The sequence below is a fragment of the Variovorax sp. V35 genome (assembly GCF_041154465.1).
GTDB classification, from domain to species: Bacteria; Pseudomonadota; Gammaproteobacteria; order Burkholderiales; family Burkholderiaceae_C; genus Variovorax; species Variovorax boronicumulans.
The window spans coordinates 5,412,744-5,433,546 of record NZ_AP028666.1; the positions used below are offsets into that span (position 1 = coordinate 5,412,744).

The 20,803-nt window shown below is 69.3% G+C and carries 17 protein-coding genes; 1 reads left to right on the top strand and 16 read right to left on the bottom strand.

The features are described from left to right. Window positions 1–14: 14 nt before the first annotated feature. The 16 genes from ACAM42_RS24890 to ACAM42_RS24965 all read right to left on the bottom strand — a co-directional run bounded on the left by ACAM42_RS24890 (window position 15) and on the right by ACAM42_RS24965 (window position 20,182). Window positions 15–1,178 carry an ABC transporter substrate-binding protein gene (locus ACAM42_RS24890; protein ID WP_070062348.1) on the bottom strand — a complete coding sequence of 388 codons (1,164 nt, stop codon included), beginning with the start codon at window positions 1,176–1,178 and terminating at the stop codon, window positions 15–17. A gap of 39 nt (window positions 1,179–1,217) precedes the next feature. Beyond that, window positions 1,218–1,682: an aromatic-ring-hydroxylating dioxygenase subunit beta gene (locus ACAM42_RS24895; RefSeq protein WP_369629749.1), complete on the bottom strand. Its 465-nt coding sequence runs from the start codon at window positions 1,680–1,682 to the stop codon at window positions 1,218–1,220. Further along, entirely contained in the window at window positions 1,679–2,998 is a 1,320-nt protein-coding gene (locus tag ACAM42_RS24900; RefSeq protein WP_369629750.1) for an aromatic ring-hydroxylating dioxygenase subunit alpha, read from the bottom strand. The genes ACAM42_RS24895 and ACAM42_RS24900 overlap by 4 nt, the downstream gene beginning before the upstream one ends. 26 nt (window positions 2,999–3,024) lie before the next feature. Further along, window positions 3,025–4,167, bottom strand: coding sequence for an ABC transporter substrate-binding protein (locus ACAM42_RS24905; protein ID WP_062474995.1), 1,143 nt, complete (start codon window positions 4,165–4,167; stop codon window positions 3,025–3,027). A gap of 42 nt (window positions 4,168–4,209) precedes the next feature. Next, the gene (locus ACAM42_RS24910) at window positions 4,210–6,666 is read right to left on the bottom strand and encodes a penicillin acylase family protein (RefSeq protein WP_369629751.1); all 2,457 of its coding nucleotides are present in this window, start codon (window positions 6,664–6,666) and stop codon (window positions 4,210–4,212) included. A gap of 37 nt (window positions 6,667–6,703) precedes the next feature. Next, window positions 6,704–7,870 (bottom strand): ABC transporter substrate-binding protein, encoded by a 1,167-nt coding sequence (locus tag ACAM42_RS24915; RefSeq protein ID WP_159273267.1) that lies wholly within the window; start codon window positions 7,868–7,870, stop codon window positions 6,704–6,706. A 61-nt stretch (window positions 7,871–7,931) separates the two neighbouring features. Then, a complete protein-coding gene (locus tag ACAM42_RS24920) occupies window positions 7,932–8,666 on the bottom strand; it encodes an SDR family oxidoreductase (RefSeq protein WP_369629752.1) in 735 nt (244 codons plus the stop codon). Further along, window positions 8,663–9,475: a cyclase family protein gene (locus tag ACAM42_RS24925; protein ID WP_369629753.1), complete on the bottom strand. Its 813-nt coding sequence runs from the start codon at window positions 9,473–9,475 to the stop codon at window positions 8,663–8,665. Before ACAM42_RS24925 ends, ACAM42_RS24920 begins: the two co-directional genes overlap by 4 nt. Window positions 9,476–9,492: 17 nt before the next feature. Then, a complete protein-coding gene (locus ACAM42_RS24930; RefSeq protein ID WP_070062341.1) occupies window positions 9,493–10,746 on the bottom strand; it encodes an SDR family NAD(P)-dependent oxidoreductase in 1,254 nt (417 codons plus the stop codon). An 85-nt stretch (window positions 10,747–10,831) separates the two neighbouring features. Then, window positions 10,832–12,004: a thiolase family protein gene (locus ACAM42_RS24935; protein ID WP_369629754.1), complete on the bottom strand. Its 1,173-nt coding sequence runs from the start codon at window positions 12,002–12,004 to the stop codon at window positions 10,832–10,834. Then, window positions 12,001–13,635 carry an AMP-binding protein gene (locus ACAM42_RS24940; RefSeq protein ID WP_369629755.1) on the bottom strand — a complete coding sequence of 545 codons (1,635 nt, stop codon included), beginning with the start codon at window positions 13,633–13,635 and terminating at the stop codon, window positions 12,001–12,003. The genes ACAM42_RS24935 and ACAM42_RS24940 overlap by 4 nt, the downstream gene beginning before the upstream one ends. A gap of 10 nt (window positions 13,636–13,645) precedes the next feature. Next, the gene (locus ACAM42_RS24945; protein ID WP_369629756.1) at window positions 13,646–14,134 is read right to left on the bottom strand and encodes an aromatic-ring-hydroxylating dioxygenase subunit beta; all 489 of its coding nucleotides are present in this window, start codon (window positions 14,132–14,134) and stop codon (window positions 13,646–13,648) included. Then, window positions 14,134–15,447: an aromatic ring-hydroxylating dioxygenase subunit alpha gene (locus ACAM42_RS24950; RefSeq protein WP_095746383.1), complete on the bottom strand. Its 1,314-nt coding sequence runs from the start codon at window positions 15,445–15,447 to the stop codon at window positions 14,134–14,136. Before ACAM42_RS24950 ends, ACAM42_RS24945 begins: the two co-directional genes overlap by 1 nt. Before the next feature lie 32 nt (window positions 15,448–15,479). Further along, a complete protein-coding gene (locus tag ACAM42_RS24955; RefSeq protein ID WP_307637399.1) occupies window positions 15,480–16,466 on the bottom strand; it encodes a PDR/VanB family oxidoreductase in 987 nt (328 codons plus the stop codon). A gap of 13 nt (window positions 16,467–16,479) precedes the next feature. Next, window positions 16,480–17,985 (bottom strand): indolepyruvate oxidoreductase subunit beta family protein, encoded by a 1,506-nt coding sequence (locus ACAM42_RS24960; protein ID WP_369629757.1) that lies wholly within the window; start codon window positions 17,983–17,985, stop codon window positions 16,480–16,482. Window positions 17,986–17,989: 4 nt separating this feature from the next. Continuing rightward, on the bottom strand, window positions 17,990–20,182 hold the full coding sequence (locus ACAM42_RS24965; RefSeq protein ID WP_369629758.1) for a thiamine pyrophosphate-dependent enzyme: 2,193 nt from the start codon (window positions 20,180–20,182) through the stop codon (window positions 17,990–17,992). Between the two features lie 144 nt (window positions 20,183–20,326). Here ACAM42_RS24965 and ACAM42_RS24970 point away from each other — a divergent pair, with 144 nt between their 5' ends. Further along, window positions 20,327–20,803 (top strand): MarR family winged helix-turn-helix transcriptional regulator, encoded by a 477-nt coding sequence (locus ACAM42_RS24970; protein WP_062475035.1) that lies wholly within the window; start codon window positions 20,327–20,329, stop codon window positions 20,801–20,803.

Consider the following 20,803-nt stretch of genomic DNA (forward strand, 5'->3'; position numbering starts at 1 on the left):
GAGAAACAGGAGATTCAAGGGGCGAGCTTCCATTGGCCGTTGTCGAGCTTGACGATCACGCGGGCGCGCTCGTCCACGCCGTACAGGCTGCCGGGCTTGAAGGTGTAGACGCCGTGCGTGCCGACCACTTCCTTGGTGCTGAAGATGGCGTCGCGCAGCGCCACGCGGAACTCGGGCGTGCCCGGCTCGGCCTTCTTCATGGCGCGCGAGGCGGCATCGGCGAACACCAGCCAGCCGTCGAACGAGTAGGCCGAGAAGGCGTCGCTGGTGGGTGCGTTGTTGACCTTCTGGAACACGGCGCGGAAGTCGGTCGCGATCTTCTTGGTCGGGTAGTCGGCCGGCAGCTGCTCGGCGACGATCACCGGGCCCGTGGGCATGAGCGCGTTCTGGCCGGCCGCGCCGACCACGCGCACGAAGTCGGGGTTGATCAGGCCGTGCTGGCCGTACACGCCGCCCTTGAAGCCGCGCTCCTGCAGCGCCAGGAACGGCAGCGCGCCCGGCGTGCCGGCGCCGCCGGTCATCACCGCGTCGGGGCGCAGCGCCACGATCTTCAGCACCTGGCCGGTCACCGAGGCGTCGGCGCGTGCGTAGCGCTCGTTGCTCACGACCTTGATGCCGGCGCCCGGCGCGGCCTTCATGAGGGCTTCGTACACCAGGTCGCCCCAGGCGTCGGAAAAGCCGATGTAGCCCACGGTCTTGACGTTGTTGCGCTTCATGCGCTCGACCACGGCGTCGATCATGAGCTGCGTGGGCTGCGCCACCGTCATCACCCACGGGTTCTCGTTGGGGTCGAGCAGGATGGGCGTGAGGCCGATCATGGGCGTCTTCGCCTCCTTGCCCACCTGCGCCATCGCGATGGCCGACGGCACGCCCGAGGTGCCCATGAGCACGTCGACCTTTTCGTCCTCGATGAGCTTGCGCGCGTTGCGCCCGGCCGTGGTCGGGTCGGAGCCGTCGTCCAGCACCACCAGCTGGATCTTGCGGCCGTTGACCTCGCCCTTGTAGGCCAGCGCGGCCTGCATGCCCTTGGCGTACGGCACGCCCAGCGAGGAGTTGGGGCCCGACAGCGACACGCTGAGTCCGACCTTGAGGTCGGCCGCCAGTGCGCTCGCCACACCACAGGCGGTCAGCGCCGCGGCGAGGGCACCGCGCGTCAAGGTCTGCATCAGGTTCTTCATGTCGTAGCTCCAGTGAGGATGGTTAGAAGGACAGGTAACTCAGATGAACAACTGGATCGCGGGCAACGCGCGCGTGGCGTTGAGCAGGTCGATGCGCTTCTCGCGGATGGACCAGCCCGTGGGGGTGCGCACGAGGTGGTGGCGGGCGGTGCCGCTCAGCAGGATCTGGTCGTCGCCGCGCGCCTCGATGTAGAGAAAGGGCGTGCGCAGGCGCACGTCGTCGGCGCCCTCTTCCTCGATGCGCGAGGGCTGCAGCACATGCTGGCTGTGGCTGGCCGGGTGCTGCGAATGCGCGCGCGGGTTCTTCAGGCGCTCCACGCGCAGCTGCAGCAGCAGCCGGTCTTCGTAGGCCAGCGAGTTGTGCGAGAACGGATCGGCCTGCGCCGCGCCGAGCAGCGGCACCCAGTAGTGGCCGTCGTTGGCAAACAGGGCCAGCCAGTCGTCGAAGCGGCGCGCGTCGAGCAGGGCCGCCTCGTGGGCGATGAAGTCGCGCGGATCGTTCATGCCGCCACCTCCGGCGTCATGGCCCGGGCCCAGGCGCGGAACTGGTTGCGCATGAGCAGCTCGTTGGTGCCGTTGGTGGTCACCGTGGCCTGCTGCGTCTCTGCCGGGTCGTGGTTGCGGTGCAGGCTGATCCACTCGTTGCCGCCGGCACGCAGGCCCTTCTGGATGCTCTCGAACAGGTGCACGTCGTCGTGCGCCACCACCGACATGGGCGAGAACACGAGCCGGTTGTAGCTCATGGCGCGCTCGAACAAGAGCGCGGGCGCACCGGCCGCGCGGAAGCTCCAGGCCTCGACGAGCGTGTGGTCGGCCGCCAGCGGGCGGATCACGCGGATGGCCTGCGGCGAGCCCTTGACCGACAGGCTGGGGTACAGCACCGAGTTCTGCGGCGAGCGCTGCAGGATGTCGGCGGCACGCTCCACGCCGTGCGCGGCCTGCATCGCGGCCTCGTACTCGGGCAGCTGCGCGTAGTTGGAGTGGATGCTGAAGTTCACGCCCAGCACGCTGTGGCCGTTGGCGAACACGCGTCCGCCCATCTGGTCGAAGAACTCGTAGCCCGAACCGAAGGGCAATATCTGCTCCATCGCCATCGGCTTGGGGTCGGTAGGCGCATGCCCTTCCCACAGCGCCTCGGCGGCCTTGGTGGCCGACTCGTGCGTCGACATCGGGTGCACCGTGTCGTTGATGTTCTCCAGGTACATCTTCCAGTTGCAATGGACGATGTTGCGCAGCACGCCGCCGCCCACGGTGAGCCTGCCCTCGGGCGAGCGGTCGACCATGTTGTCGAGCGCGCCGAGCACCTCGCCGAAGTAGTCCTCGAACGACGGGCCCGTGTCTGCGAGGCGCACGAACACGAAGTCGCGGTACACCTTCACGTGCTTCACCACCGACAGCCCCTGCCCCGACTCGCAGGCCTTGAGCTGCGTGCCCTCGTAGCCGTTCTTCAGCGGCAGGCCCAGCGGCGCGCCGTCCAGCTTGTAGGTCCAGGCGTGGTACGGGCAGCGAAAGAAGCGGCCGGTGTTGCCGCTCTCGTCGGTCATGAGCTGCGTGCCCTTGTGGGCGCAGCGGTTGTACATGACGTGCACCGCGCCGTCGGGCTGGCGCACCATGAGCAGCGGACGGCCCGCGATCTCCTGCGTGACGAAGTCGCCCGCCGCCGGCACCTGGCTGGCATGGCCCAGGAAGACCCAGGTGCGGGCGAACAGGCGCTCCTGCTCCAGCGCGAACAGCTCGTCGCTGAGGTACAGGTCGCGGTGCACCCGGTCGTCGCGGACCAGCGCCGCGACGAGATCGGGGCGGTTGCGGTAGGCGGTCATGGCGGTGGGCTTCGGCTAGGCCGGGGTCAGGGAACGAGCTTCCACTGGCCCTTGTTCATCTGCACGATGACCACGCCGCGCTGGTCCGAGCCGTAGCGGTCGTCGGGCTTGAAGGTGTAGATGCCGTGCGTGCCCACCAGCTCCTTCGTGCCCACGATGGCATCGCGCAGCGCCGTGCGGTACTGCGGCGTGCCGGGCTCGCCCTTGGTGCGCGAGGCCGCGTCGGCCAGCAGCAGGTAGGCGTCGTAGGTGTACGACGAGAACGCATCGGTGGGCACCGCGCCATTCGCCTTCTGGTACGCAGCGCGAAAGCCCATCGCGACCTTCTTGATGGGGTTGCTCTCGGGCAGCTGGTCGGCCACCAGCACCGGGCCGCTGGGCACCTGCAGGCCGTCGATGGCCGTGCCGCCCACGCGCACGAAGTCGGCGTTGATGAGGCCGTGCGTGCCGTAGATCTTGCCCTTGTAGCCGCGCTCGGCCAGTGCCAGGTAGGGCAGCGCGCCCGGCGTGCCGGAGTTGCCTGCGAACACCGCGTCGGGCCGCGCCGCGACGATCTTCAGGATCTGCCCGGCCACCGACGAATCGCTGCGCGCATAGCGCTCGTTGGCCACCACCTTGATGCCGGCGGTGGCAGCGCTCTTCACGAGCGAGTCGTAGGCCAGGTCGCCCAGCGCGTCGGAGAAGCCGATGAAGGCCACCGTCTTCACGCCCGACTTCTGCATGCGCTCGACCACGCCCGCCACCATGAGCGGGAACGGCTGCGACACGGTGACGGTCCATGCGCCGTCCGCGCCCGGGATGGTCACGGGCGTGGGCGAGATGAGCGGCGTGTTGAGCTCGCGCGCCACCGAGGCGATGGCCATCGCACCCGGCACGCCCGAGGTGCCGATGAGCACATCGACCTTGTCTTCCGTCACCAGCTTGCGCGCGTTGCGCCCGGCGGTGGTCGGGTCGGACGCGTCGTCGAGCACGATGAGCTGCACCTTGCGCCCGCCGATCTCGGGCCGCTCGGCGATGGCCGCGCGGATGCCCTTCTCGTAGGGCACGCCCAGCGCCGCGACCGGCCCCGAGAGCGAGCTGATGAAGCCGATCTTGAGGTCTGCCGCCGCCGCACCGACGGCGGTGAAGGCGGCCAGCAGCGCGAGGCCAAGGCGGGAGATTTTCTTCATGGGAGCTTCCTCTTCGGGGGTTGGAATGGGGACGAGGGACGGTCAGTAGCGCAAGGTGCGGCGCGATTCGAGGTCGGCATCGACCTGCGCGGGCGTGAGCCGCTCCGGCTTGCATTCGAAGCGCTCGAAAAGCGCCAGCTGGTCGGCGTAGTGGCGGTCGCGCACGCCGGCCGGGCTCACGAAGCCGCTCTGCCCCGGCGCCGCGACCGAGCACATGTCGAGCGCACCCGGGCGCAGCACGACGCGGTAGTTGAGCGTGCCGCGGTTCATGTAGGGGCTGACCTCGGGCTCGTCGCCCGCGCCGGCCCACGGCACGCCGATGGCGTTGATGCGCGAGAAGCGATGCCGCACCACGGGCGTGGTCCACGCGGCCATGTCGGGCCCGAGGCGGGTGCGCAGCTCGCCCACCGCATCGGTCAGCGCGGCGCGCACCATCGTGCGCGGGTCCTGCCCGTTGAAGAAGTCGTGGCGCTGCGGCACGCCCGAGGCCGGGCCGCTCAGCGCGTTCCACAGCAGCTTGGCCACGGCCGCGGGCTGGGCGCTGCCCGGCGAGCCGCGCGGCGTGAGCGTGGGGTAGCCGAGGTTGGCGTAGGTGGCGAACACGGCCGGCGGCAGGTCGTCGGCCAGCAGGCGCCGCGACATCGCGCCCAGCCACGCGCGCAGCACGGTGGTGGCGCGGTTGTCGTACACCTCGCCGCCCGGCGCGACGCGGTTCTTCAGGTCCCAGTTGGCGAGCAGGTCGGCCGCGCGGTGGGCAGGGTCGCCGGCCGGCAGGCCCTTGGCCGCGTCGACGATGAGGGGCACGAAGTAGCGCGCGTTCAGGTCGGCCAATGCCGCGCCCTGGCTCACGCGCCAGACCTCGTCGGCGCCCAGCTTGGCCGTGCCCTGCAGCTGCGCGTGGATTTCGGCCACGCGGTCGACGTGCGAGAAGTTCGCGCCGTCCGCGCGCAGGCCTTCGGCGATCTGATTGTTCCAGCTCGCGAGGTAGCCCTGCGCGGGGTTGTAGGCGCGCGGGTTGGCGCTGAACGGCAGGCTGCCCTGCCACTCCATGCTGCCGTCGCCGCGCGCGGGAAAGCGGATGTCCTGCGTGGCCGGGCGGCGCGGCATGCGGCCCAGGCCCACGGCGCCGATGTTGCCCGCCACGTCGGCATAGAACCAGGTGATGGATGCGGCCACGCGCTCGCCCTGCGCGAGAAAGCCCGACCAGTCGCGCGCCCGTGCGGCACGCGCCCAGCCCAGCATGGTCTCGACCTCGCGGCCCTGCCAGGTGCTGCGCGCGGTGTAGGCGCGGGCGTTGTCCACGTCCCAGCTCTGCACGAAGCCGTGCACCGTGGCGTAGATGTCCACGCTCTGCGGTGCAGCGCCCTTCACGCGGATCACGTCGGTGCGCCGGGTCATCGGGCGGTAGGCGCCGTCGTACCTGTATTCGTGGCGGTTGGCCGGGTTCAGTTCTTCCTGGTAGATGTCGTTGGTGTCGAGCGAGCCCACCGTCGATCCCCAGGCGATGGTGCCGTTGGTGCCGAACAGCACGGGCAGCAGGCCGATGGGCGTGAGGCCCGTGAGGTCGTAGCCCGCGCCGTGCAGGCCGATGCCGTGCACGAACGACGGGTTGTTGAAGCCCTGCTGCGGACCGTTGTACAGAACGGCCACACCTTCCTTGGTGCGCGAGGGGCCCAGCACCCACGCATTGCTGGCGGTCGGCATGCCTTCGGTGGCGGCCAGGCCCATGCGGGCGACCTGCGTGGCGCGGAAATCGGCGGCGGCCTGCGCGGAGACCGGCGCGAGCGCGGCATCGCCGGGCTCGGCGCTTGCCAGCCGGTTCGCGTTGCCGCGCGGCACGATGGTCGGCGCGGTCGGGTCTTCGAGCCAGCGCAGCTGCTCGTACAGCTGCAGGCCGGCGACGTCGCCGCGCGCGGCCTTGAGCTGGTTGAGCAGCGAGAGATTGGCCACCTCGGCCGTGCCCGCGAAGAAGCGGTTGAGGATGAGGCCGATCCAGACCATGGCCACGTCGTCGGCGGTCCACGGTGCCGGCTCGAAGCCGTTGTCGATGAACTCGCGCGGCATGAGCTTGCCACGGTCGGCCAGCACGTCGCGGATGCGCGCGTTGACGCCCGCGGCGTAGCCTTCGAACATGGCGCGGTCGTCTGCGTTCAGCGCATCGATCTGGCGGCGGATCGACACCGGATCGATGTTGGAGCGCGTGGCCTTGTCGGTCGCGACGAACTCGGCCCCCAGCACCTCGGCCACGCTGCCGTTGCCCGAGCGCCGCGCCATCTCCAGCTGGTAGAGCCGGTCTTCGGCGACGGCATAGCCGAAGCCGTGGAACAGGCCACGCGTGTCGCTGGCGTAGACGTGCGGCACGCCGTAGCGGTCGCGCTTGATGATGACTTCTCCGCTGCCGCCGGGTGCGGTCGCGGCGCAGCCGGCCAGCAGCGCGGCGGCGAACAGCACGGTGCCGGTCGCGCGCCGGCGACGCAGGGAACGAAGCAGCGGGTGCATGGGGTGGGCGGCGTTCATCGGATCGACGCGAGGGCGTTCAGGGCACCAGCTTCCACTGGCCCTTCTCGAGCTTCACCACGACGCGCGAACGGTCGTCCGAGCCGTAGCGCTCGGTGGGCTTGAAGTTGTAGACCGAGTGCGTGCCCACCAGCTCCTTGGTGCTCACGATGGCGTCGCGCAGCGCCAGGCGGAACTGCGGCGTGCCGGGCTCGGCCTTGGTGGCCAGCGCGCGCTGGGCGGCGTCCAGGTACACCAGCCATGCATCGAAGGTGTAGGCCGAGAAGGCGTCGGTCGGCGGCGCGCCGTTGGCCTTCTGGTAGGCCGCGCGGAAGTCCATCGACACCTTGCGGATCGGGTTGTCGGCGGGCAGCTGTTCGGCCACGATCACCGGGCCGGTGGGGGCCAGCAGCCCTTCGACCGACGCACCGCCCACGCGCACGAAGTCGGGGTTGATGAGCGCGTGCATGCCGTAGATCTGGCCCTTGTAGCCGCGCTCCGAAAGCGCGAGGTACGGCAGCGCGCCCGGCGTGCCCGAGGTGCCGGTGATCACCGCGTCGGGGCGCAGCGCCACGATCTTGAGCACCTGCCCGGTCACCGAGGCGTCGCCGCGCGCATAGCGCTCGTTCGACACGATCTTGATGCCGGCCGGCTCGGCGCTCTTTTGCAGCGCGCCGTACACCAGGTCGCCCCAGGCGTCGGAGAAACCGATGTAGCCCACCGTCTTCACGCCCGACTTCTTCATGCGCTCGACCACCGCGCTCACCATGAGCGGCGCGGGCTGCGGCAGCGTGACCATCCACGCGCCCTCCTCGCCCGGCAGGTTGGCGTTGGCGATGGAGATCAGCGGCGTCTTGGTTTCGCGCGCCACGCCGGCAATGGCCAGCGCACCGGGCGAGCCGGCCGTGCCGATGATGACGTCGACCTTGTCCTCGTCGATCATCTTGCGTGCGTTGCGCGCGGCCGTGGTCGGGTCGGACGCGTCGTCGAGCTGCACCAGCTGGATCTTGCGGCCGCCCAGGTCGGCCTTGTAGGCGAGCGCGGCCTTCATGCCCTTTTCGTACGGAATGCCCAGCGACGACACCGGCCCCGACAGCGAGGTGATGAAGCCGACCTTGAGATCGGCGGCCCACGCGCTGGCGGCGCTCAACGCGCCGAGGCCCGCGGCGACGGCCGCGAGGGTGCGAATTCGGTTCAGGACTTTCATGGCGATGCTCCAGAGGTGATGTTTTTGAACGGAACGGAACGAAACGGACGCTGAAATGAAACTAGAGGGCGAGGCTGCCGACGCTGGTGCCGCCGCACACGTAGAGCACCTGGCCGGTGACGAAGCTGTTCTCGGGCGCGGCGAAGAAACGCACGGCGCGTGCCACGTCGGCCGATTCGCCCAGGCGCTTGACCGGCACCGAGGCCGCGAGTGCGCGCTCCTTCTCGCTGCCGGCCTCGACCACGTCGTAGAACATGTCGGTGCGGATCGGGCCCGGCGCCACCACGTTCACCGTGATGCCGTCGGCCGCGAGCTCCAGCGCCCAGGTGCGCGCCATGCCCAGCATGCCGGCCTTGGTGGCCGAGTAGCTCGTGCGCGTGGCCAGGCCCAGCGCGGCGCGCGACGACAGCAGCACCACGCGGCCGAAGCGCTGCGCACGCATCGCGGGCAGTGCGCCCTGCACGAGCTGGATGGCACAGCCCAGGTGCAGGTCGACCAGCGCATCGAGGTCGTCGAGCTTCACCTCGGGCAGCAATGCGGCGCGGATCACGCCGGCGTTGTGGACGAGCGTGGTCGGTGCGAAGCGCTCGACCAGTTCGCGCACGGCCTGGCCGGTGGCGGCGCGGTCGGCCAGGTCGACCTCGAGGCTGTGCATCTTGGGGTGGTCAATCTCGGCCTTCCGGCGCGCGAGCGAGACCACCTCGTAGCCTTGCGCGAGCAGGTCTTCGCAGATGGCCTTGCCGATGCCGGCGCTGCCGCCGGTGACGGCTGCGACCCTGGGGGCGGCGGCGCTCATGCCGTGGCTCCCACCAGGGCCAGCACGCGCAGCGGGCTGCCGCTGCCCTTCTCGATCTTCAGCGGCGGGCAGATCAGCACCGCGCCCGACGGCGGCAGCAGGTCGAGGTTGCTCAGGCACTGCAGGCCGTAGCGGCCCGCGCCGTGCATGTAGTAGTGGCAGGGGTAGGGCGGGCGCAGGTGGTAACCCTGCCCGGCGTCGGTGCCGATGGCTTCGGAGCCGAAGCCCAGCACGTCGCGCTGTTCGACCAGGAAGCGCACAGCCTCGGTGCTCGGGCCGGGCGTGTGCTGGCCGGTCTCGTCGAAGTTCTGGTACGCCTCGGGGTCGGTGCGCTTGGACCAGTCGGTGCGCATGAGCACCCACGCGCCCTTGGGAATGCGCCCGTGCGCGGCCTCGTAGGCCTCGATGTCTTCGAGCGTCAGCAGGTAGTCGGGGTCGTCCTTCACCTGCGGCGAGCAGTCGATCACGCAGGCCGGCGCCACGAAGTGCTGCACGGGAATGGTGTCGACCGAGTTGTTCGGCAGGTCGCGGCCCGAGATCCAGTGGATCGGCGCGTCGAAGTGCGTGCCCGTGTGCTCGCCGCAGGAGAAGTTGTTCCAGTACCAGCCCGGGCCGCGCTCGTCGTACTTCGACACTTCCTCGATGCGGAAGGGCCAGCACTGGCCCATCTCGGGCGGCAGCGCGATCTGCGGGAACTCGGGCGTGAGCGTCTGCGTGAGGTCGATCACGCGGATGCGGCCGCTGGCCATGGCGGTCACGAGGCTGCCGAGGACTTCGGCGGCGGACATCAGTTCGGTTGTCGTGGTCATTCGTGTGGCTCCTGTTCTCAGCCGCCAGCGGCCAGTTCGCGTTCGAGCACCTTGGGGTTGTCGCGCCAGCGCTCCAGCCACTCCTGCGCCACGTCGCCGGGGTACACGTCTTCCACGCCGTCGCGCAGTGCCTTCACGATGGCGTTGGCCAGCGTGGTGGGTGCCAGCTTGGGCGGCGGCGTGTGCTGGTTCCATTCGTCGTCGATGGGGCCGGGGAACACGTTGATCACGCGGATGCCGGCGGGCCGCATCTCGGCGCGCAGGCACTGCGCCAGCGAATGCGCCGCGGCCTTCGAGGCGCTGAAGGTGCCGTGCGGCGGGAAGTTGCTCAGCGCGTAGATCGACAGCAGGTTGACCCACGCCGTCGCGCCCGTGGCGCCGTCGGCCGAGCGGCCCTTGAGCGCGGGGCCGAACTCCTGCGCCAGGCGCAGCAGGCCGAAGTAGTTGATGTCCATCTCGGCCTTGGCCACGTCGGTGCCGCGGCGCGCACCGATGCCGAAGGTGCGGTGCACCTCGGCGTTGTTGATCACGATGTCGACCTTGCCGCCGATGGAGCCGGCCAGCTCGGTCACCTGGCGGCCGTTGGTGAGGTCCAGCGGCACGAGCGTGACCTGCGGCAGCGCCGAGATGTCGTCCAGCCCGTCGCCCATCTTCTTCCACGGTTCGGCATGGCCGACCCAGACGATGTCGGCACCGGCCTTCACCAGCGCACGCACGAGGGCCTGGCCCGTCTCGGTCTTGCCGTCGGTCACCAGCACCTTGCGGAACTTGGGGTCGCTGGTCATTTCGCGCAGCATCTTGTCGTCGGCCATGTGGGGACTCCCTTCAGTCGGAAAAGCAATGAGGACGGCCTGGCCGGCGCGGTCGAGCCGGGCGCCGACACGCACGCGCGTGGGCGCATCGCCGACCTCGCCGTGCAGGTGGACCATGAGCGTGGGGCCGGCATCCAGGTGCACCAGGCCCAGCCGCCAGGGCAGCCGCTCGCGAAAGAACAGGTCGTTGCTGTGGTGCAGCGTGGTGCTGCCGAGCAGCGCACCCTCGCCGCTCTGCTGGCGCCAGCGCAACGCCGACGACAGGCACTTGTGGCAGACCTCGCGCGGCGGGTACTGCACCGTGCCGCAGTCTTCGCAGGTCTGCAGCTCGAAACGGCCTTCGGCGGCGGCGGCCGTGAGGCCGAGCGCGACGCGGCCGCGCGCGCCGGGCGGCAGGTTCATCTGCCGGGTGCGCAGCACGGGGTTCTTGCGCGGGGGGCGCATCATCGGCATCGTCATAGCGCCTCCGCCGGGCCGCCCCAAGGCAGGCGCGCGGCCCCCTCGGGGGGCAGTGCAGCCGCGAAGCGGCAAACGTGGGGGTACATCATTCCGGTCTCCCGAGGATGACGGCGCCTGTGCACAGGCAGCGGTCGTAGGTCACCATGCCGAAGCCGGCGACGAGTCCCAGCTGGGCGTTGGGCACGGCGCGCGCGCCGGCCTGGTCCGTCAGTTGGCGGATCGCCTCGACCATGCCGAGGAAGCCGCCCGCCGCACCGGCCTGCCCGGCCGAGAGCTGGCCGCCGCTGGTGTTGTTCGGAAAGCTGCCGTCGAAGGTCATGGTGTTGGCCTGCACGAAGGCCGAGCCCTCGCCCTTCTCGCAGAAGCCCAGGTCCTCGAACTGCATCATCACGATGACGGGGTAGTCGTCGTAGGTCTGCACGAAGTCGAGCGCGGCGGGCTGCACGCCGGCCTGTGCGTAGAGGTCATCGCGGTCCTTGCGCCAGCCGCCCTGCACCATCACCGGGTCTTCGGCGTAGGCGTTGTGGCGCTCGATGGCGCCGCGGATCACGACGTGCGCCAGGCCCAGGTCGCGCGCACGCTCCTCGCTCATCACGAGGAAGGCGTCGGCACCGGCGCAGGGCATCACGCAGTCGAACAGGTGAATCGGGTCGGAGATGGGCCGCGCGGCCATGTACTCGTCGAGCGTGAGGCCCTTCTTGAACATGGCGTTGGGGTTGCCCAGCGCGTTGGTGCGCTGGTCGACGCAGATGCGGCCGAAGTCTTCGCGCGTGGCGCCGTAGGTGCGCATGTAGTTGGCGGTGATGAACGCGAAGATCGAGTTCGGGCCGCCCGAGCCATAGGGGTAGCTCGCATCGCGCGCGAAGTTGCTGAAGCTGCCCAGCGTCTGGCGGAAGGAATCGACATGGTTGGTGTCGGCGCCCACGCAGGCGACGATGTCGGCATCGCCTGCCTGCACGGCGCGTGCGGCGCGGCGCAGGCACATCACGCCCGAGGCGCCGCCGGTGGGCATGTGGTCGAGCCAGCGCGGCGACAGGCCCAGGTGCTGCGTCACGCCCACGGCCGTGTCGGGCGCCAGCGAGAAGCTGCTCAGGCACAGGCCGTCGATCTGCTCCTTGGCCACGCCGCTGGCCTGCACCAGCGCGTCGATGGCCTGGCCGACGAACCAGTGCGCGGTGCGCGTGGAGTAGCGCACGTAGGGCACGGTGACGGGCACCGCGACCGCGACGCCTTCGTAAGAGAGCCGTCGCTTGGTCATGCCTGCCCCACTTGTCGTTTCTTCATGGAGCGCGTGTCGATGCAATGGCCCTGGCCCGGCAGCGACTGCGCCATCTCGCGCAGCTGGCCGCGCTGGATCTTCTGCGAGGGCGTGAGCGGCAGCGCCTCGACGAAGGCCACGTAGCCCGGTGCCTTGTAGTACGCCAGCTGCGCGAGCGCGTGCTGGACGATGCTGGCCGCCACCGCTTCGCGCTGCGCCACGTCGGTGGTTTCACGCAGCACGATGCAGGCGAGCACTTCGTCGCCGCGCACCGCATCGGGCGTGGCGGCCACGGCCGAGGTCTTCACCGCCGGGTGCTGGTTGAGCACGCTCTCGACTTCGACGGCCGAGATGTTCTCGCCGCTGCGGCGGATCACGTTCTTCTTGCGATCGACGAAGAAGAAGTTGCCGTCGGCGTCGCGGCGCACGAGGTCGCCGGTGTGAAACCAGCCGTCGGCCCAGGCTTCGCGTGTGGCTTCCTCGTCTTTCAGGTAGCCGGAGAAGAAGTAGCGGCGCGGGTCGGCGCCAGCCGAGCGCACCAGCAGTTCGCCGGGCATGTCGGTGCCCACGTCGCTGCCGTCCTCGCCCATGAGGCGGATCTCGACGAAGTCTTCCTGCCGACCGAAGCAGCTCGTGCCCACCAGGCGCGGCTCGCGGTTGGCCATGATGCATGCGGCCGCGCCGGTCTCGGTCATGGCCCAGGCCTCGACCAGCGGGAAGCCGAAGCGCTCTTCGAAGGGCGCGTGGTTCTTGCGGTCGACACCGGCGCCGAAGCCCCAGCGGATCGCGTGGTCGCGGTCCGCCGCCGACGGGAGGGCCGACAGCAGCATCGCGGGCATCACGCCCAGGTAGTGAACGATGGTCGCGCCGCTTTCCTTCGCGCTGGCCAGCCAGCTCTTCGGATGGAAGCGGTCGAGCTGCACGAGGCAGCCGCCGGCAATGAGCACGACCATGGTCGAGAACGCCATCGCGTTCATGTGGTTGAGCGGCAGCGGCGTGATCACGCGTTCGGCATCGGGGCGGATGCTGCACACGCCGTCCAGCCCGGCATACCACTCGCCGGCGCGCAGGAAGTACGCGTTGCTCAGGATGCAGCCCTTGGGCCGGCCCGTGGTGCCCGAGGTGTAGAGCAGGCCGCATTCGGTGTCGGTGCCCACGGGCTCGCCGGCGCGCGGCGCGGCGGTCTTCGCGGGCGGCACGGCATCGTCGGGGCCCATGGTCTCGAAGGCCACGCCGGCCTGCGCGGCGGCAGCCTGCAGGTCGGCGGCGCGCTCGGGCAGCGTGACGGCCAGGCCGATCTCGCTGTGGCCGATGAGGTAGACCAGCTCGGCCGAGCGCATCTCGGCGTTGATCGGCACCACGCTCGCGCCCAGCGCATTCAGCGCGAGCCAGTGGAAGATGAAGGCGGGCCGGTTCTCCAGCAGCAGGCCGACGCGGTGGCCGTGGCCGTAGCCGGCCTGCGCGTAGGCGCTGCGCAGCCGCTCGATTTCTGCGGCGGCTTCGCCCCAGCGGATGGCGCCGGCGGCGATGCCGTAGGCGGCGGCGGTCACCGATTCGGTGAAGAGGAATTCGGCCTGCGGGGTGCGCGCGGCCGTGGCGGCGAACACCTGGTGGACGGTGGCGTGGGTCATCGCGTCCCTGTCAGATGAAGAGCTGCACGGCCGGAAGCGCCGCGTCGCAGTTGAGCAGGTCGACGCGCTTGAGCGTCATGCGCAGCGCGCCGTCCTGCACCGTGAGGTGGTGGAAGAAGGTGCCGACGTAGAACTGCAGCTCGTCGCCCTGCGACTCGGTGTAGTGGAACTCAGTGCGCACCACGAAGCGTTGGGCCTCGGCGTCGAAGGTCTCGACCACGGGCACCTGCAGCAGGTGGTGACAGCGGCTTTGCGGCTGCTGCGAGAACGCGCGCGGGCTCTTCAGGCGCTCGATGCGCAGCTCGCGCAGCAGCTTGTCCTCGTACAGGTGCGAGGTGTGGTTCAGGCCGTCTTCCTGGTCGGGCACGAGCGGAATCCAGTAGAACGCGTCGTCGGTGAAGAGCGCGTTCCATTCCTCGTAGCGGCGGGTGTCGAGCAGGCGCGCTTCGTTGACGACGAAGTCGATGAGGTCCTGGCGGGTGATATCGGCGGCGGCCATTACATCGTCTCCGTCATGCGCTGCACCCAGCTTCGATATTGGTTGCGCATGGGCAGCTCGTTGGTGCCGCCCGTGGTGATCTCGCCGCCCTTCAACTCCGATTCGTCGTAGTCGCGGTGCAGGCTCACCCACTCGTTGCCGCTGGCGTGCAGGCCGGCCTGCATGCCGCGGTAGGCCTGCAGGTCGTCGTGGCCCACCACCGAGAACGGCGAGTTGATGAGGCGGTTGTACATGGTGGTGCGCTGCAGCAGCTCGGGCGGCGCGCCCTTCAGGCGAAAGGTCCAGCTCTCGATGAGGGTCTTGTCGGCCGAGATGGGCTTGACCACGCGAATGGCCTGGATCGCGCCCTTGATCGTGAGGTTCGGGTAGTACACGGTGTTGTGCCGCGCCATGCCCAGGATCTGCGCCGTCTTCTCTTCGCCGTAGCGCGCCTTCATGGCGTCGTCGTACTCGGGGATCGCCTTGTACTTGCTGTGGATGCTGAAATGCACGCCCGTGAAGCTGTGGCCGTGGTCGTAGGTGCGGATGCCCATGTCCTCGAAGAACTTGTAGTCGGACATGAAGGGCACGAACTGCTCCACGGCCATGGGCTTGGGTTCGTCCTCGGGCTTGTCGGCCCACATGCGCTTGGCGGTGCCGGCCGACGATTCGTGCGCCACCATGGGGTGCATGGTGTCGTTGAGGTTCTCGACGAACATCTTCCAGTTGCACTGGTGCATGAAGCGCAGGCAGCCGCCGGCGATTTCGAGTTCGCCCTCAGGCGAGCGGTCGGCCATGTTGTCGATGGAGCTCAGCGAATCGCCGAAGTACTCGTCGAAGTCGGGGCCCGCGTCGTTGATCTTCACGAAGATGAAGCCGCGGTGGCTGCGCACGTGCTTCACGGGGGTGAGACCCTTGCCCGACTCGCACTCGTGCAGCTGCGTGTGCTCGTAGCCGGTCTTCAGCGGAATGGCCAGTGGCGCGCCGTCGGTCTTGAAGGTCCAGGCGTGGTACGGGCAGCGAAAGAACTTGCCGGTGTTGCCGCAGGGCCCGTTCACCAGGCGCGAGCCCTTGTGGGCGCAGCGGTTCATCATGACGCGCACGCTGCCGTCGCTGTGGCGCACGACGATCAGCGGGCGGCCCGCGATCTCGTTGGTGATCCAGTCGCCCGACTTCGGCAGCTGGCTTTCGTGGCCGACGTAGTTCCAGGTGTTGGCGAAGAAGTGCTCCTGCTCCAGCTCGAAGAGCTCCTGGCTGGTGTACAGGTCGCGGTGCACGCGGTCGTTCTGCACAAGCGCGCGAACGGCATCGGGGTTGTCTCGGTACGAAGGCATGGTTCTCCTGGCTCCTTCCTGGCTGGCTTTTCTCAGAGGTCGAGCACCAGGCGCGCTCCCTTGGCGCGCGAGATGCAGATCTGCATGACGGTGCCTTCCGCCTTCTCGCGGGCGGTTAGCACGTAGTCGCGGTGGTCGATCTCGCCCTCGATCACGGGCACGGCGCACACGCCGCATTCGCCGCGCTTGCAATCGAACATCGGGTCGCAGCCGTGTTCGATGAGGCAGTCGAGGATGCTCTGGCCCACCGGCACGGTGAAGCGCTGGCCCGACTGGGCAAGCTCCACCTCGAAGGGCTGGTCGCCCTCCTCCACGACGGGTTCGGTGAAGAGTTCGAAGTGCACGCGGTCGTGTTCCCAGCCGCGGGCCTGGGTGCGCGCGAGCACGGCGTCGAGCATGACCTTGGGGCCGCACACGTAGAGGCGGTCGCCGGCGGGCACGGCGTCGAGCAGCGCGTCGATGTCCAGCGGCGCACCGGCCTCGGCGTCGGCGTGCACGCGCAGGTCATCGCCCAGCAGCGCCTGCAGCTCGGGCAGGAAGGCCATCAGGTCGCGGCTGCGGCCGGCGTAGTGCATGCGCACGGCGGCGCCTTCGGCGCGGCGGCGCGCGGCCATCGACGCGAGCGGCGTCACGCCGATGCCGCCGGCCACCAGCACCGTGCCGCCCGGGCCGGTATGCAGCGGAAAGTCGTTCTTCGGCGGCTCAATGGTGAGCACGCTCCCCTCGGCCAGCCCTTCGTGCATGAAGCGCGAGCCGCCGCGGCCGTCGGCCTCCTTGCGCACGGCGATCACGTAGTCGGTCGGGGCGTTGGTGGCGTTGCGCTCGGTGGCGAAGTTGATGAGCGAGTAGTGGCGCCAGTCGGTGGTGCCGTCGGCCAGCGTCACCTGCACGCGGATGTGCGCGCCGGCGGCGAAACCGGGCAGCGCGCGGCCGTCTTCGGCGCGCAGGCGCAGCAGGCGGATCAGCGGGTTGAGGGCGCGCGCTTCGGCGACGCGAAGCTGGAGCGTGGGGGCGGTCATGGTTCGAGTCCCTTCAGGCCAAGGCGTGCTGCACCAGCGCGGCCTGCAGCTTGTGGCCGTGTTCGTCGGCGAGCGCCGCGTCGCGCAGTTCGCGCAGAGTGGCGGGTGCCAGCGCGGCACCCGCACGTTCGAACGCGCGCATCACGGTGTCGTAGTTGCGCAGGCCGCGTTCGTGCGTGTCGCTGTAGCCCTTGACCAGGCGCTGGCACTGGGCGAGTTCGACGGCGAGCGCGGGGTTGCGCGGCGCGGTGGCGGCGATGCGTTGCAGCCATTCTTCGATGCGACGGTTTTCGTCGGCGTAGCGCATCGTCGAGCGGCGCCAGCCCTTGCAGGCCGCGACCATGCGCAGCATCAGGTAGCCGCGCAGCGAGCTGGTGCGGATCACGCGGCCGTGCTGCGTGAAGCGCTCGACGATCTTCTTCGGCAGCGTGGAGTGCATGAGCCAGCGGCCGAGGCCGCCGGGCAGCGTCTCGCAGATTTCCTGCAGGCGCGGGTGCATGTACTCGTGGATGGCGAGCAGTTGGCCCGGCTGCACGCCGGCCTCGCCGTGCACGCGCTCGAAGCGGGTGGCACGGGTCTTCAGGGCGGCGACGCGGGCCGTGTCTTCGTAGGACATCCACAGCGCGAGGTGGCGCGCGGTTTCGCGCAGCAGGCGGTGGGCGTCGTCGGGCAATTTCGCAACGGCGGCCATGCGGTCGAGGTACAGGCCGGCGTAGGCCAGGTCCTGGTAGTCGATGAGGCGGCGCACGCCCTCGAGCAGGAAGTCGTGCGCGGGCAGCGGAAAGTCGCGCTGCACGCGCTCGACCAGCGCGCGCACGGCCGGGTGGCGCGGTTGCGGTGCAGGCGTGGCGGCCGGTGCGACCTTGGCGGGTTCGCCGTCGTCGCCGTCCTGCGCGCGATCGAAGGCCGCACCGAAGGCCTTGAGGCTGGGCTTCACGCCCACGCCGCCGCGCTCGATGGTGGCCTCGAACTGCGCGCGGCCGAAGGGCAGCACGCCCGAGCCCGCGAGCGTGCCGAACAGCACGGCGCTGATCACGCTGCCCGAGGCTTCGGCGGCCTGCGCCATGTCGAAGCGGATGAAACGCTTGGCGGCGCGCGCGGTGTGGGCGAGCAGCTGGTCGCTGTCGACGCGGCCGTCGCCCATGGCGCTCTTTTCGGCGATGGAGAAGACGCGGTGCGTCGAGGCGATGAGCGTGGTGCGGTCGCGCGTGACCAGCCCGCGCTGCACCGCGCGGCCGGCTTCCATGAGCTCGGAGGCGAGCACCACGTCGACGTCGCCCGGCAGCGGCATCAGCGCGAGCACAGGGCGTCCGCCGTCGGACTGCGCCTGGGCGTCGGGGTACAGCTCGACGTAGTAGATGGTCGCGCCGGTGCGCTGGGCCACGCCGGGCACGGAGGTGGTCTGGGCGACGTAGCCGTTGGCCTCGCCCATGTCGACGATCCAGTCGGCGAGCACGCCGCCGCCCTCCCCGCCCATGGCGAGGATGGCAATCTTGATGGGTTGAACCTTGTTCGTCATGGCGTCAGAAGGCATAGGCGTCACGGCGGCGCGCGTCGCCGCGCTGCAGCCAGCCGATGACTGCAGTGCGCACGCGCTGGCGGAAGCGGTCCCAGGCGGTCGGGTTGCTCACGACCTGCGCCTTGTAGAACGAGGGGCAGAGCACGGCGGCGTGCGAGACGTCGCCGCAGTTGCCGCAGCCCACGCAGCTGTCGAGCACGGTGGCGACGGGGTCGATGCGCAGCGGATCGGGGTTCGGCTTGATCGAGAGCGACGGGCAGCCCGACAGGCGGATGCACGAGTGGTCGCCGGTGCAGGTGTCGGCATCGACGCCGAACTTGTCGCGCACCATGCGCTTGCCGTCGGCGATGGCCTTGCGCACCAGCGGCTTCTCGCGGCGCTGCTTGTTGAGCATGCACTCCGACTGGGCGATGAGGACCTTGGGGCCCTTCTTCGTGGTGGTGAGTGCGTCTTTGAGCGCGTCGCGCATGCCGGCGACGTCGTAGGTACGGCGCATCGTCTTCACCCACTCGACGCCCACGCCGCGCACGGCGCGTTCGATCTCGTGGCCGGTGCTGCGCGTCTTGTTGACGGCGGTCGACGAGAGGATGTCCTGCCCGCCCGTGGCCGAGGTGTAGTTGTTGTCGACGATGATGGTGAGGTTGTCGCTCTTGTTGAAGACCGCGTTGGCCACGCCGCTCGTCAGGCCGTTGTGCCAGAAGCCGCCGTCGCCCATCATCGAGATCGCGCGCTTGCCCGCCGGTGCGTTGAGTGCCGAAGCGCCCGCGCCGCCGAGGCCGTAACCCATGGTCGTGTTGCCGATGTTGAAGGGCGGCAGGATCGAGAACAGATGGCAGCCGATGTCGGCGCTCACGTGGTGCGCACCGAGTTCGCGCTCAACCAGCTTCATCGCGCTGAAGATCGGGCGCTCCGGGCAGCCGGTGCAAAAGCCCGGCGGACGCGCATGCACCACGTCGCCGAGCGCGCTCGACGGCTGCGCGGGCTCGGGTGCATCGTCGACGCCGATGGCGGCCACTTCCTTCAGCGGAATCACCTTGCGCACCGGTGCGGGCACGGGCAGCGGCGCGAGGCGTTCGTAGCGCTCGCAGAAGGTGCGCGTGCCCTTGAGTAGTTCGAGCGTCGTGTACTCGCCGGCCACGGGCAGCATGTCCTTGCCGTGCAGCGCGGTGGTGGAGCCGGCCTGGCGCAGGATGGTCGCGAGGTTCTGCTCGACGAAGTTGGGCTGGCCTTCTTCCACGATGAGCACCGCGCGCTTGCCTTCGCAGAAGCGGATGACTTCGCTCTCGATGACGGGATAGGCCACGTTCATCACGTACAGCGGCACGCGGGTCTCGCCGTACACGTCGGCCAGGCCCAGGCGTTCGAGCGCACGCAGCAGCGTGTTGTAGCTTCCGCCCTGCACGATGATGCCGATGTCGTCGGCGTCCTCGGAGAAGAACTCGTTGAGCTGGCGCTCCTCGATGAAGCGCACGGCGGCGGGCCAGCGGTCTTTCACTTTCTCTTGCTCGTGCACGAAGCTCGCGGGCGGCAGCACGATGCGGCTGACGTCGCGCTGCGGGTTCTCCAGCGCTTCCTTCAGCGTGAACTTGGCGCGCTTGTTGTCGCCGGCGATGAAGTGACCGTGCACGTGGCAGGCGCGGATGCGCAGCTGCAGCATCACGGGCGTGTTGCTAGCCTCGGAGAGGTCGAAGCCGGTCTTCACTGCATCGACGATGCTCGGCAGGTTGGGGCGCGGATCGAGCAGCCAGATCTGCGACTTCATGGCGAACGCATGGCTGCGCTCCTGCATGATCGACGAGCCTTCGCCGTAGTCTTCGCCCACGATGATGAGCGCACCACCGGTGACGCCGCCCGAGGCCAGGTTGGCCAATGCATCGGACGCCACGTTGGTGCCGACGGTCGCCTTGAAGGTGACGGCGCCGCGCAGCGGGTAGTTGACGGAGGCGGCCAGCGTGGCGGCGGCGGTGGCTTCGCTGGCGCTGTTCTCGAAGCGGATGCCGTGGTCGGCCAGGATGTCTTGTGCGTCGGCCAGCACGTCCATGAGGTGCGAGATGGGCGCGCCCTGGTAGCCCGCCACATACGACACCCCCGACTCCAGCAGGGCCTTGGTGACGGCCAGAATGCCTTCGCCGCGGAACACTTCTCCACCAGTAAGTCTCAGCTTCTTGACTTCTTCGACGAACGAACGCTCAGCCATGGATGTCCTTCTTCTTTCTCGTGGGAGGATGCGGCCCCGGGGTCACATCACGGTTCCTATAATGTTTAGAAATGAATGTATCCACAATCATGAATTACCCTAGCCATGCAATCCGCATGCCTGCGGCAAACAGGAGGCGCCTTCATGTCTGAACCATCCAAGGAAACGCATCGCTTCGTCGATGACTACCTGCCCGCGCTGCTCGCGCAGGCCAGCCAGCTGATCTCTTCGGAGTTCCACGAGGTGGCGCGGCAGCAGGGCTTCTCGGTGTCGGAGTGGCGCGTGATGGCGTCGCTGGCGGGCAGCGACGCGGTCAGCATCGGCCAGCTCGCGCAGGTCACGGTGACCAAGCAGCCGACGGTGACGCGGCTGCTCGACCGCATGGAAGCGCGCGGCCAGGTCGAGCGCCTGCCCCATGAAAGTGATCGCCGCATCACGCTGGTGCGCATCACGCCCGCGGGGCTGAAGGCGGTCGAGCACCTGATGGAGCTGGCGCGCGAGCACGAGCGCCGCGTGCTCGAGCCCTTCGGCCTGCGACGCGCCGAAGAGCTCAAGCAGACGCTGCGGCAGATGATCGACCTGCATGTGCATGTGCCGGTCGAGGTGCCGGACGAAGACTGA

What these genes read in the sequence shown, in the direction of transcription:
- ACAM42_RS24905 (WP_062474995.1), bottom strand. Translation starts at nt 4,167, where the DNA reads ATGAAGAAAATCTCCCGCCTTGGCCTCGCGCTGCTGGCCGCCTTCACC.
- ACAM42_RS24960 (WP_369629757.1), bottom strand. Translation starts at nt 17,985, where the DNA reads ATGACGAACAAGGTTCAACCCATCAAGATTGCCATCCTCGCCATGGGC.
- ACAM42_RS24930 (WP_070062341.1), bottom strand. Translation starts at nt 10,746, where the DNA reads ATGACGATGCCGATGATGCGCCCCCCGCGCAAGAACCCCGTGCTGCGC.
- ACAM42_RS24915 (WP_159273267.1), bottom strand. Translation starts at nt 7,870, where the DNA reads ATGAAAGTCCTGAACCGAATTCGCACCCTCGCGGCCGTCGCCGCGGGC.
- ACAM42_RS24920 (WP_369629752.1), bottom strand. Translation starts at nt 8,666, where the DNA reads ATGAGCGCCGCCGCCCCCAGGGTCGCAGCCGTCACCGGCGGCAGCGCC.
- ACAM42_RS24895 (WP_369629749.1), bottom strand. Translation starts at nt 1,682, where the DNA reads ATGAACGATCCGCGCGACTTCATCGCCCACGAGGCGGCCCTGCTCGAC.
- ACAM42_RS24910 (WP_369629751.1), bottom strand. Translation starts at nt 6,666, where the DNA reads ATGCACCCGCTGCTTCGTTCCCTGCGTCGCCGGCGCGCGACCGGCACC.
- ACAM42_RS24940 (WP_369629755.1), bottom strand. Translation starts at nt 13,635, where the DNA reads ATGACCCACGCCACCGTCCACCAGGTGTTCGCCGCCACGGCCGCGCGC.
- ACAM42_RS24945 (WP_369629756.1), bottom strand. Translation starts at nt 14,134, where the DNA reads ATGGCCGCCGCCGATATCACCCGCCAGGACCTCATCGACTTCGTCGTC.
- ACAM42_RS24925 (WP_369629753.1), bottom strand. Translation starts at nt 9,475, where the DNA reads ATGACCACGACAACCGAACTGATGTCCGCCGCCGAAGTCCTCGGCAGC.
- ACAM42_RS24950 (WP_095746383.1), bottom strand. Translation starts at nt 15,447, where the DNA reads ATGCCTTCGTACCGAGACAACCCCGATGCCGTTCGCGCGCTTGTGCAG.
- ACAM42_RS24900 (WP_369629750.1), bottom strand. Translation starts at nt 2,998, where the DNA reads ATGACCGCCTACCGCAACCGCCCCGATCTCGTCGCGGCGCTGGTCCGC.
- ACAM42_RS24935 (WP_369629754.1), bottom strand. Translation starts at nt 12,004, where the DNA reads ATGACCAAGCGACGGCTCTCTTACGAAGGCGTCGCGGTCGCGGTGCCC.
- ACAM42_RS24955 (WP_307637399.1), bottom strand. Translation starts at nt 16,466, where the DNA reads ATGACCGCCCCCACGCTCCAGCTTCGCGTCGCCGAAGCGCGCGCCCTC.
- ACAM42_RS24965 (WP_369629758.1), bottom strand. Translation starts at nt 20,182, where the DNA reads ATGGCTGAGCGTTCGTTCGTCGAAGAAGTCAAGAAGCTGAGACTTACT.
- ACAM42_RS24890 (WP_070062348.1), bottom strand. Translation starts at nt 1,178, where the DNA reads ATGAAGAACCTGATGCAGACCTTGACGCGCGGTGCCCTCGCCGCGGCG.
- ACAM42_RS24970 (WP_062475035.1), top strand. Translation starts at nt 20,327, where the DNA reads ATGTCTGAACCATCCAAGGAAACGCATCGCTTCGTCGATGACTACCTG.